The organism is Bradyrhizobium sp. CCBAU 51753 (assembly GCF_015291565.1).
In the GTDB taxonomy this organism is placed as follows: Bacteria; Pseudomonadota; Alphaproteobacteria; order Rhizobiales; family Xanthobacteraceae; genus Bradyrhizobium; species Bradyrhizobium ivorense.
In genome coordinates, this window is sequence record NZ_CP030037.1 from 46,398 (window position 1) to 60,725 (window position 14,328).

The following is a 14,328-nucleotide window of genomic DNA, read 5'->3' on the forward strand; positions in this document are numbered from 1 at the left end:
CCCCTTTGCGCAAATTGTCCGCATTTCGTCCCGATCCTCCTCGCAGGATTTGACGGCACCGGCGCCTGAGGCATACTTCCTTTCCAACTTGCCTCATCCCGGGCGCGCAATCCCTTAGGAGGAGAGTTGGGAATGTCCACTAAAGCGCCCAATCCTGTTGACAAATATGTCGGCAGCCGCGTCCGCATGCGGCGTATCATGCTCGGCATGAGCCAGGAGAAGCTGGGCGAGGCGCTGGGCCTGACCTTCCAGCAGGTGCAGAAATACGAGAAGGGGACCAACCGCGTCGGCGCCAGCCGGCTGCAGCAAATCTCCGAAATCCTTCAGGTCCCGGTCTCTTTCCTGTTCGATGGCGGCCCGAGCGGGGTCAGGACCGCCGACGGCTTTTCCGAGGGCGCCTCACCGGCCTATGTCTCCGATTTCCTGGCAACCGCCGAAGGTCTGGCGCTGACGCGCGCCTTCACCCGCATCAACGACGCCAAACTCCGCCGCAGCATCGTCGAACTGGTGGAGCAGATCGCCGCGCGCGAGGCGTCCGAGCAGGCCTCGTCTTGACCATATCCGTTTGAGGGATCGCCAAATCTGGAATATGTCATTCCGGCGCACGGAAGCGCGCGCGTGATGACAATTCCAGGCGGCGACAACAGCCATGTCCAGTAATCCGTTTGACGCCGCAGCGATGCTTCAGGGCATCCGCCGCTGGGTCGAGATCGAGTCGCCGACCGAGCGGCCCGAACAGGTCAACCAACTGGTTGATATCGTTGCAGAAGGCTATCGCGGTCTGCCGGCGACCCTGGAGCGGGTCACCGGGTGCAACGGCTGCGGCGATCATCTGGTGGCGCGCTCGTCCTGGGGCCAGGATTCGCCCGGCGTGCTGGTGCTGAGCCATCTCGACACCGTGCATCCGATGGGCTTCATCGAACGGCTGCCGTTCAGGGTCGACGGCGACAGCGCGTTCGGCCCCGGCATCTACGACATGAAGGGCGGCGCCTTTCTCGCCTACCACGCCTTCCGGCAGATCTGCGCCGATGACGCGCGGCCCCCGCTCGGCATCACCCAGCTCTATGTCTCCGACGAGGAGATCGGCAGCCCGACCTCGCGGGCACTGATCGAGGCCGAAGGGCGCAAGGCCAAGTACGTGCTGGTGACGGAGCCGGCGCGCGACGGCGGCAAGATCGTGACCGGGCGCAAGGGCGTGGCGCGCTTCGATGTTTTCATCAAGGGTGTCCCGGCCCATGCCGGCACGCGCCCCGAGGACGGCCGCAGCGCGATCCGGGAACTCGGCCATGTGATCCAGACCCTGGGGTCGATGAACGACCTCGAGCGCGGCATCAGCGTCAATGTCGGCGTCGTCCGCGGCGGCACCAAGCCCAACGTGATCGCGGAGGAGGCCTACGCGGAAGTCGACCTGCGCGTGCCAACCATCGCCGACGCCGACGAGCTGGTGCCGAAGATTCTCGGGATCACGTCGCGCACCGAGGGCGTCAGCGTCAAGGTCACGGGCGAGTTGAACCGTCCGCCCTACGAGAAGAGCAATGCCGGCGCGGCGCTGTTCGAGCACGCCAGAGGAGTGGCCGCCGAGCTTGGCTTCGAGCTGCACGACGTCTTCACCGGCGGCGGCTCCGACGGCAATTTCACCGCGCCGCACACCGCAACGCTCGACGGGCTCGGCGTCGACGGCAAGGGCGCGCATACCCATTACGAGCAAGCTCTACATCTCCTCGCTCGAGCCGCGGGCACGGCTGCTGTACCGCCTCTATCAGACGCTGCGATGATTGCCGCACCACGCGACGCCGGCGATCGCGATCCTCCCGATGACGACGCGCTGGCGCATTCGCGCGGGTCGTTCTTCGGGCGGCGCAAGGGCCACAGGCTGCGCGCCCACCAGGCCGACCTGATCAACAATCTGCTGCCGCATCTGGCCGTCGATATCTCGACGCCCGCGCCCGAGAAACTCACTGACTTGTTCGATGACGGCATCGAACATGTCAGGCTCGAGATCGGCTTCGGCGGCGGCGAGCATCTGATCGCGGAAGCGCAGGCACATCCGGACACCGGCTTCATCGGCTGCGAACCCTACGTCAACGGCATGGCCAAGATCCTGACCCAGATCGAGGCGCACAATATCGGCAATGTCAGACTATTCGCCGGCGACGCCGCCGAGCTGCTGGCCTGGGCGCCGCCGCGCGCGCTCGCGCGCATCGACCTGATCCATCCCGACCCCTGGCCGAAGCGGCGGCACTGGAAGCGGCGCTTCGTTCAGGATGCGACGGTGGCCGCGATGGCGCGGATTCTCGAGCCGGGTGGCGAATTCCGCTTCGTCAGCGATATCGATGACTACTGCGCCTGGACGCTCGCGCATCTGATGCGTTCGCCCGACTTCGCCTGGCTCGCCGAGCGCGCCACCGACTGGCTGCAACCGTGGCCCGACTACACCATGACGCGCTACGGCGCCAAGGCCGAGCGCGAAGGGCGCAAGGCGGCGTATTTGCGGTTCAGACGGCACTAAACGGATCATCGTCGCGGACGGAACCATCGCCTCGTCATTGCGAGCCAACGGGTCGCAATGACGTGGAGAGAGCGCGCGACGCGTCCTACCGCGACTTCCAGAAGTCCACGACGCGCTGCGCGGTCGACGGCATCAAACGCGTAAAGTTCACCCGCGCGCCTTCGATATCGGACGGTGACGGCACGCGGTTGCGGCCGAGCCGCATCAGGATCAGCGCTCGCACCGTCGGCCAATCGAAGCCGATCGTCTTGCTGGCGATCAGGATCGGGTCGTAGCGGTCACCTGAGATCAGACGGTCGAGCGTGACGATCTTCACGCCGGTCATCGCGGCCAGCGCCGCCACGCATTCCTCGTATTGGTGGGCCCTTGCGAAGCTGAGCACCGCCGCCTCGTTCAATTCGCCGGCGCGATGCAGCGTGAGGATCGCGCGCTGGGCCGGCACGAAATCGCGGCCCGTGACCTGCGGGATCACGCCTTCGATCTCGCTCATCGCGAGCTTGATCTCGGATTGCCGCTCCGGCTTGGCGACGTCGAACAGGCGCCGGCGGATCACGTCGATCGAGCCGGCCAGCAGGCTCTTCAGATGTTCTGGCGGCAGGTCGTCGCGGCGGCCGATCTTCAGCGTCAGCACGCCGTCCTGGCCGGCGCGCCGGATCATCTCCGCGAAGGACTCGTCGGAGAACGCCGCGCCGGCATTGCCGGCCGCGCACCTCACCACGTCGCGATCGCCGCGGCGAATGATGACGTCGGTCAGTCCGACGGAAAGTTTTGGCCGCTCGGCCATCGCGAGCAGATGGCCCTGCCCTTTGGCATTGGCGATCTCGACCAGCACCGGCTCGTCGATCACAGGCGAGCGGCGCAGCAGCGGGCCAGCGACCGCGATGTCGTCCTCATGGGCGAGTTGGCCGACAAGCTGGCGCGGCGCGTTGGCGAGCAGCGCGAGCCGCTCGGCAAGCTCGATCCGCGCAGCCAGCTCGGCATGCGGAACCAGGCTGGTGAGCACGCCGTCGAACAGGTCGATATGGTCGGCGCGAAAATTCGCCGCACCCTGCAGAAACAGCTCGCCGACCTGGCGCGCGGCCTCGGCGCGGCGCTTAGGGTCGCCGCGGCGAACGATATCGTCGAGTTCCGGGAGCAGCGCGGGGGCTGTCGTCATAAGGTGATCCAGACCAGCGGCTTGTGCCGGTTTGCGGGCAATCTAAGGTCCCGTTCGTAAACGGAGGGTTAGATCAAGCCGCACCCCGGAGAGCGGCAAAATCGTTCCCCGCGGCCCCCGGAGGCCTTGCCGGCCCTGCGCGAAAGGGCTATATCGGCAGCAACTTATGGTATCTCATACGATCGCGTAGGAGAGTGGGCCCCCCGGGACCCGCTCTTTTTTATTACCCGAGCGGACCCAGCCAGGCGGGTGCCCGTTTGGGTAGCGTTACCGGCCCCTTAAGGCCGCCGAGCCAACACGACAGACCTCAGAAACCTCAGACTGCCTTTGACACTGGATATGATCGATCAGACTGCCACGTCCGTGGACGCCGAACTGCTCGCCGAGCCAAGGCTCGTGGTCGAGCCGGGGGTCGCGGCGCGGGTCGCCGCGGTTGCGGTGCCGGTGCTGCAGGGCATGGGCTATCGCCTGGTGCGCATCAAGGTCTCGGGCGATGCCGGCTGCACCGTGCAGATCATGGCGGAGCGGCCCGACGGCTCGATGCAGCTCGAGGATTGCGAGGCGATCTCGCGCGCGCTGTCGCCGGTGCTCGACGTCGCCGATCCGATCGAGCGTGCCTATCGGCTGGAGATCTCCTCGCCTGGCATCGACCGTCCGCTGGTGCGCCGCTCCGATTTCGAGCGCTACATCGGCCACCTCGTGAAGATCGAGATGGCAGTGGCGCATCAGGGCCGCAAGCGGTTCCGCGGCGCGCTCGCCGGCGTCGAAGGCGATGCCGTGCGCGTCAGGCGCGACGACCCGCGCCCCGACGAGGATGCCGAGGTCCTGCTGGTGATGGAAGACATCTCGGATGCGCGGCTGGTGCTGACCGACGAGCTGATCGAGGAATCGATGCGCCGCGGCAAGGCCGCCGAGCGTGAATTGCGCCGCGAGCTCGGTCTCGCGCCGCCGCAGCCAGCACACGCCAAGAAGAGCGATCCGGCGAAAAGCAACAAGCCGAAACCGAAACCCGGCAAGAAGCCGGAGCCGACCAATACCAAGAAACACCGCCTCGCCGCCGAGCGTGCGCGCCGCGGTGAGATCGATTCATCCGAAGGAGACTAAGCCATGGCAGTCAGCGCCAACAAACTCGAACTGCTGCAGATCGCAGACGCAGTTGCGCGCGAAAAGTCGATTGACCGCTCCATCGTGATCGCGGCGATGGAGGATGCCATCGCCAAGGCGGCGCGCGCCCGCTACGGCAGCGAGACCGATATCCATGCCGAGATCGACGCCAAGAAGGGCGAGCTGCGGCTGACCCGCCACATGCTGGTGGTCGACGTCGTCGAGAACGCCTCCAACCAGATTTCGCTGCACGATGCGCAGCGCGCCAATCCGGGCGCCCAGGTCGGCGACACCATCGCCGACACGCTGCCGCCGCTGGAATACGGCCGCATCGCCGCGCAGTCCGCCAAGCAGGTGATCGTGCAGAAGGTGCGCGAGGCTGAGCGCGACCGGCAGTATCAGGAATTCAAGGACCGCATCGGCGACATCGTCAACGGCATCGTCAAGCGCGTCGAATATGGCAGCGTGATCGTCGACCTCGGCCGCGGCGAGGCGATCGTGCGCCGCGACGAGATGCTGCCGCGCGAGGTGTTCCGCAACGGCGACCGCGTCCGCGCCTACATCTTCGACGTCCGCCGCGAGACGCGCGGTCCGCAGATCTTCCTGTCGCGCACCCATCCGCAGTTCATGGCAAAACTGTTCGCGCAGGAAGTGCCCGAGATCTATGACGGCATCGTCGAGATCAAGGCGGTGGCCCGCGATCCGGGCTCGCGCGCCAAGATCGGCGTGATCTCGCGCGATTCCTCGGTCGACCCGGTCGGCGCCTGCGTCGGCATGCGCGGCTCGCGCGTGCAGGCCGTGGTCAACGAGCTGCAGGGCGAGAAGATCGACATCATCCCGTGGTCGCCCGACATCGCAACCTTCGTCGTCAACGCGCTGGCGCCGGCGGAAGTCGCCAAGGTCGTGATCGACGAGGACCGCGAGCGCATCGAGGTCGTGGTGCCCGACACCAACAACCAGCTGTCGCTGGCGATCGGCCGCCGCGGCCAGAACGTCCGCCTCGCCTCGCAGCTCACCGGCTGGGACATCGACATCCTCACCGAGCAGGAGGAGTCGGAGCGCCGCCAGGCCGACTTCGAGAATTCGACCCGCGTGTTCATGGAAGCGCTCAATGTCGACGAGGTGGTCGGCCAGCTGCTCGCCTCCGAAGGCTTCACCTCGGTGGAGGAACTCGCGCTGGTGGATGTCAAGGAACTCGCCGGCATCGAAGGTTTCGACGAGGAGACCGCCACCGAGCTGCAGACCCGCGCCCGCGAATATCTGGAGCGGCTCGAAGCCGAGCTGGAAGCGCGGCGCAAGGAACTCGGGGTCGAGGACGACATGAAGGACGTGCCCGGCATCACCGGCAAGATGCTGGTGAAGCTCGGCGAGAACGACGTGAAGACCGTCGAAGACCTCGCCGGCTGCGCCACCGACGATCTGGTCGGCTGGACCGAGCGCAAGGAAGGCAGCGAGCCGACCAAGCATGCCGGGTTCCTCGACGGCATCGAGATCTCACGTGACGAGGCCGAGGCCTTGATCATGCAGGCCCGCCTCAAGGCCGGCTGGATCACCGAGGCCGACCTCGCCAAGCCGGCCGAGGAGGCCGAGGCTGCCGAAGAAGAAACGGCGTCGTAAGGAGATGGCCCACGGATGCTCGCATCAGCTGACCCCGATCTCGACGATGGGCCGCGGACAGGCAAGTCCGCGACCACGCGGATGTGCGCGGTCAGCCGCGAGGTCCGTCCGATCGACGAACTGATCCGGTTCGTCGTCGCGCCCACCGGCGAGGTGGTTCCGGATATCAAGCGCAAGCTGCCGGGCCGCGGATTATGGCTTTCCGCGTCGCGGCGAAGCGTTGCGGAAGCGGTCCGCCGACACCAATTTAGCAAGGGATTCAAGCGTGATGTTCGCGTCGCGCCGACCCTTCCCACCGACACCGAGACCCTTTTGGTGCGCAGCGTCACCGAGGCGCTGGCGATGGCCGCCAAGGCCGGTCAGGTGGTTTGTGGCTTCGGTAAGGTCGAGGATGCACTCAACCGGAGCGAAACCGCAGCCCTGATCCACGCTTCCGACGGCGCCGCCGACGGAATCCGCAAATTGGACGCGATCCTGCGGCAAAGGGTCGAGAAACGTGGTGAATCGCCGGTAATTGCCGTCGTCAATGTTTTGACGTCGGAAGAATTGGATTTGGCACTTGGGCGGTCAAATGTGATACATGCTGCCCTGCTCGCGGGCCCGGCGAGCAAGACGTTCCTGTCGCGCTGCCAGTTGCTGGTCCGATACCGGATGGCCGACGACGACAAGACCGCCGAAGCGGCCAGAAATTCCAGAGCGTGATCCGGGAAGGCGGACGCCGTCTTTCCGACCGGATCGCGCTCAGCAATAGACGACCTGTTGAAGGATTTGTGCGGGAAACGCACAGCGAAACGAGATTAGGACTGCTGAATGGTTGATACCAAGACCCCTGGCGACAAGACTCTGAGTGTTCCGAGCAAGACGTTGTCGCTGAAGCCGCGCGTCGAGACGGGCACCGTGCGCCAGAGCTTCAGCCACGGCCGGACCAAGCAGGTCGTGGTCGAAAAGCGCGGCAAGCGCCGGATTGGCGGCGACGGCCCCGAGACTCATGCCCCGGAACCCGTGGTTGCAAAGCCTGCGGCGCCCGCGCCCAAGCCGCCGCTCGGCCGCCCCTCGGGTTCGCCGCAGGGCCAGCCGCAGCGCAACACCCGCTCCGGCGTCGTGCTGCCGACCCTGACCGAGGACGAACGTTCCGCGCGTGCCAGCGCGCTCGCCGACGCGCGCCAGCGCGATATCGAGGAGCGCCGCCAGGCCGAAGAGGAAGCCAAGCGCCGCGCCGCCCGCGAGGCCGCCGAGAAGATCGAGCGCGAGGCCGCCGAAGCCCGCCGCAAGGCGGAAGAGGAGCGCCATCGCCACGAAGAGGAAGCCAAGCGCAAGGCCGAAGTCGAAGCCAAGCGCCGGTTCGGCGAAGGCGAGGCCAAGCCGGGAGCGCCTGCCGCTGCCGCACCGGCCAAGCCGGCAGCTCCCGCGACGGCGACGGCGGCACGTCCCGCGACGTCGGCGCCCTCACGCCCCGGCACATCTGCGCCGGGCCGCACCACCACGACCACCACCGCACGCACGCCGGCTTCCGCGCCGCGGGCGCCGGCCGTTGCGGCCGAGGCCGATGAGGATGAAGGTCCGCGTCTGGTGCGCCGTCCCGGCGGTGCAATCCGTCCCGCGGCTGCGCCGAAGACGACCCACAAGCCCGGTCCGCAGAAGGAGCGCGGCCGCCTCACGGTGACCACCGCGCTCAACGCCGACGACGTGCGCGAGCGTTCGATCGCCTCGTTCCGCCGCCGCACCCAGCGCCTCAAGGGCCATGCGTCGAACGAACCGAAGGAAAAGCTGATCCGCGAAGTCACGATCCCGGAAGCGATCACGATCCAGGAACTCGCGAACCGCATGTCGGAGCGCGCGGTCGACGTCATCCGCATGCTGATGAAGCAAGGCGCGATGCACAAGATCACCGACGTGATCGATGCCGACACCGCGCAACTGATCGCCGAGGAGCTCGGCCACACCGTGAAGCGCGTCGCGGCCGCCGACGTGGAAGAAGGCCTGTTCGACGTCGTCGACGATTCCACCGACACCGAGCCGCGCTCGCCCGTGGTCACGGTGATGGGTCACGTCGACCACGGCAAGACCTCGCTGCTCGACGCGCTGCGCCACGCCAACGTGGTGTCGGGCGAAGCCGGCGGCATCACCCAGCATATCGGCGCCTATCAGGTGCTGTCGCCCGAGAGCGGCACCAAGATCACCTTCATCGACACGCCCGGCCACGCCGCCTTCACCGCGATGCGCGCCCGCGGCGCCAAGGTCACCGACATCGTCGTGCTGGTTGTCGCGGCCGATGACGGCGTGATGCCGCAGACCATCGAGGCGATCAACCACGCCAAGGCGGCCAAGGTGCCGATGATCGTGGCGATCAACAAGATCGACAAGCCCGATGCGCGGCCGGAGCGCGTGCGCACCGAGCTGCTGCAGCACGAGGTGCAGGTCGAATCGCTCGGCGGCGAGGTCGTCGACGTCGAGGTTTCGGCGAAGAACAAGACCAATCTCGACCGGCTGCTCGAGATGATCGCGCTGCAGGCCGAAATCCTCGACCTGAAGACCAATTCGGAGCGCCCGGCGGAAGGCACCGTGATCGAAGCCAAGCTCGATCGCGGCCGCGGTCCGGTCGCAACCGTGCTGGTGCAGCGCGGCACGCTGCGCATCGGCGACATCATCGTGGCCGGTGCCGAGATGGGCCGCGTTCGCGCGCTGATCTCCGACCAGGGCGAGAATCTCGAGGAGGCCGGCCCGTCCGTGCCGGTCGAGGTGCTCGGCTTCAACGGTCCGCCGGAAGCCGGCGACCGCCTCGCGGTGGTCGAGAACGAAGCCCGCGCCCGCCAGGTCACCAGCTACCGTGCGCACCAGAAGCGCGAGAACGCCGCCGCCTCGATCTCCGGCATGCGCGGCTCGCTCGAGCAGATGATGTCGCAGCTGAAGACCGCGGGCCGCAAGGAGTTCCCGCTGATCGTGAAGGCCGACGTGCAGGGCTCGCTGGAAGCGATCCTGGGCTCGCTGGAGAAGCTCGGCACCGAGGAAGTCGCCGCGCGCATCCTGCATGCCGGCGTCGGCGGCATCTCGGAGTCCGACGTCACCCTGGCGGAAGGCTTCAACGCCGCGATCATCGGCTTCTCGGTCCGCGCCAACAAGGAAGCGGCGGCCGCGGCCAAGCGCAACGGCATCGAGATCCGCTACTACAACATCATCTACGATCTGGTGGATGACATCAAAAAGGCGATGTCCGGCCTGCTCGCGCCGACGCTGCGCGAAACCATGCTGGGCAACGCGCAGATCCTGGAAGTGTTCAACATTTCCAAGGTCGGCAAGGTCGCAGGCTGCCGCGTCACCGACGGCACCGTGGAACGCGGCGCCAATGTGCGCCTGATCCGCGACAACGTCGTGGTGCACGAAGGCAAGCTGTCGACGCTGAAGCGCTTCAAGGATGAAGTGAAGGAAGTGGTCGCCGGCCAGGAGTGCGGCATGGCATTCGAGAACTACGGCGACATGCGTGTCGGCGACGTGATCGAGTGCTACCGCATCGAGACGATCCAGCGCTCTCTGTAAGTCCAAATCTTACGAAGCGCAGATCGAAGAAGCGTTGGGTCCATTTAACTGAACATGCGGCGGCGTGGCCGGACACTGTCCGGCCACCCGTGCATTGCCTGAATTGAAAGCTTGGACATTGATGCCCGCGCGGCGAAGCCTGCGGGCGCGACGGTTTTGGAAGTAGGTCATGCCCCGTCAAAAGAAAAGTTCCGCCCCCGGCGGCTCGCAACGTCAGTTGCGCGTCGGCGAGACCGTTCGCCACGCGGTTGCCGATATTCTGTCACACGGTGACGTCCACGATCCGGATCTGGAAGGCCACATCATCACCGTTCCCGAGGTGCGTATGTCGCCGGACCTGAAGCTCGCCACGATCTACGTGATGCCGCTCGGCGGCCGCGACACCGATGTCGTGATCGCAGCGCTCGAGCGCAACAAGAAATTCCTCCGCGGCGAGATCGCGCATCGCGTCAACCTGAAATTTGCGCCCGACATCCGCTTCCGCGTCGACGAGCGGTTCGACGAGGCGGCGCGCATCGAAAAACTTCTGCGAACACCTGCGGTGCAACGCGACCTGGCACCCGATTCGGACGACGAGTGATGACTGTGATGACGACCAACGGCGTGATCGATGCGCAGGATGCCGACGCGCGCGACGCTGAGCGGGATGCCTTGCCCGAGCCGCGCACCGACGAGGTGCGGCGCGTCAACAACGATCCGCGCCAGAAGCAGGGCAAGCAGAACCAGCAGCCGCGCCGCGACAAGCGCGACGTCCACGGCTGGGTGGTGCTCGACAAGCCGATTGGCATGACCTCGACCCACGCGGTCGCCGTGCTCAAGCGCCTGTTCCAGGCCAAGCGCGCCGGACACGCCGGCACGCTCGACCCGCTCGCCTCCGGCGGCCTGCCGATCGCGCTCGGCGAAGCCACCAAGACGGTGCCGTTCGTGATGGACGGCCGCAAGCGCTACCGTTTCACGGTGTGCTGGGGCGAGGAGCGCGACACCGACGACACCGAGGGCCGCCCGGTCAGGACCAGCGAAAGCCGGCCGAGCGCCGACGCGATTCGGGAACTGTTGCCCCGCTTCACCGGGCTGATCGAGCAGGTTCCGCCGCAATATTCGGCGATCAAGGTGCAGGGCGAGCGCGCCTATGATTTGGCGCGCGATGGCGAGACCGTGGAGCTGCAGCCCCGCCCGGTCGAGATTCACGAATTAACCCTTGTAGAACACGGAGATAACGGCCAGTCCGTGTTCGAGGCCGAGTGCGGCAAGGGAACCTATGTCCGGGCGCTGGCCCGCGATATGGGCCGGATTCTCGGCTGTTTCGGCCACATCTGCGCCCTGCGGCGGACCATTGTCGGCCCGTTTACCGAGGCGGACATGATTCCGCTGGAACAGTTGGAGGCTTTATGCAATAGAGCCGCGTCTGGCGAGGGCAGCCTCGCCGACGCGCTTTTGCCCGTTGAGACCGCGCTGGACGACATCCCGGCACTGGCCGTCACACGGGCTGATGCGGCAAGGCTCCACAGGGGCCAGGCCGTTTTGTTGCGCGGACGGGATGCGCCCAATAGTAGCGGCACAGTCTATGTCACGGTGGCAGGCCGGCTTCTCGCGCTTGCCGAAATTGGCAATGGCGAACTCATCCCCAAGCGCGTGTTCAACCTGAGCGGACTGACTGCCAGTCCGGCTCGCAACCATGAAAGTAACTGACGATGTCGATTACCGCGCAACGTAAAGCGGAAGTCATCAAGACGAATGCCACCAAAGCCGGCGACACCGGCTCGCCCGAGGTTCAGGTCGCGATCCTTTCGGAACGCATCAATAACCTCACCGAGCACTTCAAGACCCACAACAAGGACAACCATTCCCGCCGTGGTCTCCTGAAGCTCGTGTCGACGCGTCGCTCTTTGCTCGATTACATCAAGCGCAAGGACGAGGCGCGCTACAAGGCGCTGCTCGAGAAGCACAACATCCGTCGTTGATTTGAGAGAGTACGCGCGCAATTCGCGCGCGTTTTCGCATGATATTCCGGGAAACGGACTTTCGAATTGTCGAAAGATGATCATGCGCTACTAGCGTCCAGCAGCAATCCGGCCGCTGGACGGGGCAAGATGCCCAGATGACCGAAAGGATGGACGCCATCCGAAATCCAAGGACCATGGCAGGATCGCCGGATGCTGGTCGCGAACGCGCATCAGTGTCTCGCCGTCTTGCGCATGGTCTTTGTGTTTTGAGGCACCGTGCTTTCGTGAAACCATGAAAGAAGACCGAAATGTTCAATACGCATTCCGTCGAGATCGACTGGGGTGGACGTCCCCTCAAACTTGAAACCGGCAAGATCGCCCGCCAGGCCGATGGCGCCGTGTTGGCGACCTATGGCGAGACCGTGGTGCTCGCCACCGTCGTCGCGGCCAAGGCGCCGCGCGAGGGCGTCGACTTCCTGCCGCTCACCGTCGACTACCAGGAGAAGGCCTACGCCGCGGGCCGCATTCCCGGCGGCTATTTCAAGCGCGAGGGCCGTCCGACCGAGAAAGAGACGCTGGTCTCCCGCCTGATCGACCGCCCGATCCGTCCGCTGTTCGTCGACGGCTGGCGCAACGAGACCCAGGTGATCATCACCACCCTGTCGCACGACATGGAGAACGATCCCGACGTGCTGGCGATGGTTGCAGCGTCCGCCGCGCTGACGCTGTCCGGCGTGCCGTTCAAGGGCCCGATCGGCGCCGCCCGCGTCGGCTTCGCCAATGACGAGTTCATCCTCAACCCGACGCTCGACGAGATGACCGAGACCCAGCTCGACCTGGTCGTCGCCGGCACCGCCGACGCCGTGCTGATGGTGGAATCGGAAGCCAAGGAGCTCAACGAAGAGGTGATGCTCGGCGCCGTCATGTTCGGCCACCGCCACTTCCAGCCGGTGATCAACGCGATCATCGAGCTCGCCGAGAAGGCCGCCAAGGAGCCGCGCGACGTCACCCCGATCGACAATTCGGAGATCGAGAAGGAGATGCTCGGCATCGCCGAGCAGGAGCTCCGCACCGCCTATGCGATCCCGATCAAGCAGGAGCGCTATGCGGCGGTCGGCGCCGTCAAGGAGAAGGTGCTGGCGCACTTCTTCCCGGAAGGCCAGGAGCCGAAATACGACAAGCTGCGCGTCGCCGACGTGTTCAAGGAGCTCGAGGCCAAGATCGTTCGCTGGAACATCCTCGACACCGGCAAGCGGATCGACGGCCGCGACGTCAAGACGGTGCGCAACATCATCGCCGAGGCCGGCGTGCTGCCGCGCGCCCACGGCTCGGCGCTGTTCACCCGCGGTGAGACCCAGGCGATGGTCGTGACCACGCTCGGCACCGGCGAGGACGAGCAGTATGTCGACGCGCTGTCGGGGACGTACAAGGAAACCTTCCTGCTGCACTACAACTTCCCGCCCTACTCGGTCGGTGAGACCGGCCGCCTCGGCGGCACCAAGCGCCGCGAGATCGGCCACGGCAAGCTCGCCTGGCGCGCGATCCATCCGGTGCTGCCGCCGCATCACGAGTTCCCGTACACGATCCGCGTGGTCTCCGAGATCACCGAGTCGAACGGCTCGTCGTCGATGGCGTCGGTGTGCGGCGCCTCGCTGTCGCTGATGGATGCCGGCGTGCCGCTGAAGCGGCCGACCGCCGGTATCGCCATGGGCCTGATCCTGGAAGGTCAGCGCTTTGCGGTGCTGTCGGACATCCTCGGTGACGAGGATCATCTCGGCGACATGGACTTCAAGGTCGCCGGCACCGACCAGGGCATCACCTCGCTGCAGATGGACATCAAGATCGAGGGCATCACCGAGGAGATCATGAAGGTTGCGCTTGGCCAGGCCAAGGAAGGGCGCATCCACATCCTCGGCGAGATGGCCAAGGCCTTGACCGCGGCCCGCGCCGAGCTCGGCGAATATGCGCCGCGCATCGAGACCTTCAAGATCGCCACCGACAAGATCCGCGAAGTGATCGGCACCGGCGGCAAGGTGATCCGCGAGATCGTCGAGAAGACCGGCGCCAAGGTCAACATCGAGGACGACGGCACCGTGAAGGTCGCCTCCAACGACGGCGAGGCGATGAAGGCCGCGATCAAGTGGATCAAGTCGATCGCCTCCGATCCGGAGGTCGGCCAGATCTACGAGGGCACCGTGGTCAAGGTGATGGAGTTCGGCGCCTTCGTGAACTTCTTCGGCGCCAAGGACGGCCTCGTCCACATCAGCCAGCTCGCGGCCAACCGCGTGCAGAAGACCTCCGACGTCGTCAAGGAAGGCGACAAGGTCAAGGTCAAGCTGCTCGGCTTCGACGACCGCGGCAAGACCCGGCTGTCGATGAAGGCGGTGGACCAGGAGACCGGCGAGGATCTCGAGGCCAAGCAGAAGACCGACGCCCCGGCGCCGCGCGAGGCCGCCGGCGAGTAA

General features: G+C 66.0%; 11 protein-coding genes and 1 pseudogene. 11 read left to right on the forward strand and 1 reads right to left on the reverse strand.

The window, feature by feature from the left end; all coding sequences use genetic code 11:
• The first annotated feature begins 132 nt into the window (after positions 1–132).
• The 3 genes and pseudogenes from XH93_RS00195 to trmB all read left to right on the forward strand — a co-directional run bounded on the left by XH93_RS00195 (position 133) and on the right by trmB (position 2,509).
• Entirely contained in the window at positions 133–555 is a 423-nt protein-coding gene (locus XH93_RS00195; protein ID WP_139479347.1) for a helix-turn-helix domain-containing protein, read from the forward strand.
• Between the two features lie 94 nt (positions 556–649).
• Positions 650–1,775: pseudogene (locus XH93_RS00200) on the forward strand (M20 family metallopeptidase).
• Positions 1,772–2,509, forward strand: a complete 738-nt coding sequence (trmB, locus tag XH93_RS00205; RefSeq protein WP_194471942.1) for a tRNA (guanosine(46)-N7)-methyltransferase TrmB — start codon at positions 1,772–1,774, stop codon at positions 2,507–2,509. Before XH93_RS00200 ends, trmB begins: the two are co-directional and overlap by 4 nt.
• A gap of 85 nt (positions 2,510–2,594) precedes the next feature.
• Here the strand turns inward: trmB and XH93_RS00210 are convergent, their stop codons facing one another.
• On the reverse strand, positions 2,595–3,665 hold the full coding sequence (locus XH93_RS00210) for a DUF2336 domain-containing protein (RefSeq protein ID WP_194471943.1): 1,071 nt from the start codon (positions 3,663–3,665) through the stop codon (positions 2,595–2,597).
• Between the two features lie 339 nt (positions 3,666–4,004).
• Between XH93_RS00210 and rimP the strand changes: the two genes are divergently transcribed.
• From rimP to pnp, 8 genes are all read left to right on the forward strand, one after another.
• The gene (gene rimP / locus XH93_RS00215) at positions 4,005–4,769 is read left to right on the forward strand and encodes a ribosome maturation factor RimP (protein WP_194471944.1); all 765 of its coding nucleotides are present in this window, start codon (positions 4,005–4,007) and stop codon (positions 4,767–4,769) included.
• A gap of 3 nt (positions 4,770–4,772) precedes the next feature.
• Positions 4,773–6,386 (forward strand): transcription termination factor NusA, encoded by a 1,614-nt coding sequence (gene nusA, locus XH93_RS00220; protein WP_139479352.1) that lies wholly within the window; start codon positions 4,773–4,775, stop codon positions 6,384–6,386.
• A 15-nt stretch (positions 6,387–6,401) separates the two neighbouring features.
• Complete coding sequence (locus XH93_RS00225) at positions 6,402–7,088, forward strand: RNA-binding protein (protein WP_194471945.1); 687 nt, start codon at positions 6,402–6,404, stop codon at positions 7,086–7,088.
• Between the two features lie 108 nt (positions 7,089–7,196).
• Entirely contained in the window at positions 7,197–9,920 is a 2,724-nt protein-coding gene (infB, locus tag XH93_RS00230; protein WP_194471946.1) for a translation initiation factor IF-2, read from the forward strand.
• 169 nt (positions 9,921–10,089) lie between these two features.
• A complete protein-coding gene (gene rbfA / locus XH93_RS00235) occupies positions 10,090–10,500 on the forward strand; it encodes a 30S ribosome-binding factor RbfA (RefSeq protein WP_139479355.1) in 411 nt (136 codons plus the stop codon).
• Entirely contained in the window at positions 10,500–11,609 is a 1,110-nt protein-coding gene (truB, locus tag XH93_RS00240; protein WP_194471947.1) for a tRNA pseudouridine(55) synthase TruB, read from the forward strand. The genes rbfA and truB overlap by 1 nt, the downstream gene beginning before the upstream one ends.
• 2 nt (positions 11,610–11,611) lie before the next feature.
• Entirely contained in the window at positions 11,612–11,881 is a 270-nt protein-coding gene (gene rpsO, locus XH93_RS00245) for a 30S ribosomal protein S15 (RefSeq protein ID WP_139479357.1), read from the forward strand.
• Between the two features lie 290 nt (positions 11,882–12,171).
• Positions 12,172–14,328 carry a polyribonucleotide nucleotidyltransferase gene (gene pnp, locus XH93_RS00250; protein ID WP_194471948.1) on the forward strand — a complete coding sequence of 719 codons (2,157 nt, stop codon included), beginning with the start codon at positions 12,172–12,174 and terminating at the stop codon, positions 14,326–14,328.

What these genes read in the sequence shown, in the direction of transcription:
- pnp (WP_194471948.1), top strand. Translation starts at nt 12,172, where the DNA reads ATGTTCAATACGCATTCCGTCGAGATCGACTGGGGTGGACGTCCCCTC.
- rbfA (WP_139479355.1), top strand. Translation starts at nt 10,090, where the DNA reads ATGCCCCGTCAAAAGAAAAGTTCCGCCCCCGGCGGCTCGCAACGTCAG.
- XH93_RS00195 (WP_139479347.1), top strand. Translation starts at nt 133, where the DNA reads ATGTCCACTAAAGCGCCCAATCCTGTTGACAAATATGTCGGCAGCCGC.
- trmB (WP_194471942.1), top strand. Translation starts at nt 1,772, where the DNA reads ATGATTGCCGCACCACGCGACGCCGGCGATCGCGATCCTCCCGATGAC.
- rimP (WP_194471944.1), top strand. Translation starts at nt 4,005, where the DNA reads ATGATCGATCAGACTGCCACGTCCGTGGACGCCGAACTGCTCGCCGAG.
- nusA (WP_139479352.1), top strand. Translation starts at nt 4,773, where the DNA reads ATGGCAGTCAGCGCCAACAAACTCGAACTGCTGCAGATCGCAGACGCA.
- XH93_RS00210 (WP_194471943.1), bottom strand. Translation starts at nt 3,665, where the DNA reads ATGACGACAGCCCCCGCGCTGCTCCCGGAACTCGACGATATCGTTCGC.
- infB (WP_194471946.1), top strand. Translation starts at nt 7,197, where the DNA reads ATGGTTGATACCAAGACCCCTGGCGACAAGACTCTGAGTGTTCCGAGC.
- rpsO (WP_139479357.1), top strand. Translation starts at nt 11,612, where the DNA reads ATGTCGATTACCGCGCAACGTAAAGCGGAAGTCATCAAGACGAATGCC.
- truB (WP_194471947.1), top strand. Translation starts at nt 10,500, where the DNA reads ATGACTGTGATGACGACCAACGGCGTGATCGATGCGCAGGATGCCGAC.
- XH93_RS00225 (WP_194471945.1), top strand. Translation starts at nt 6,402, where the DNA reads ATGCTCGCATCAGCTGACCCCGATCTCGACGATGGGCCGCGGACAGGC.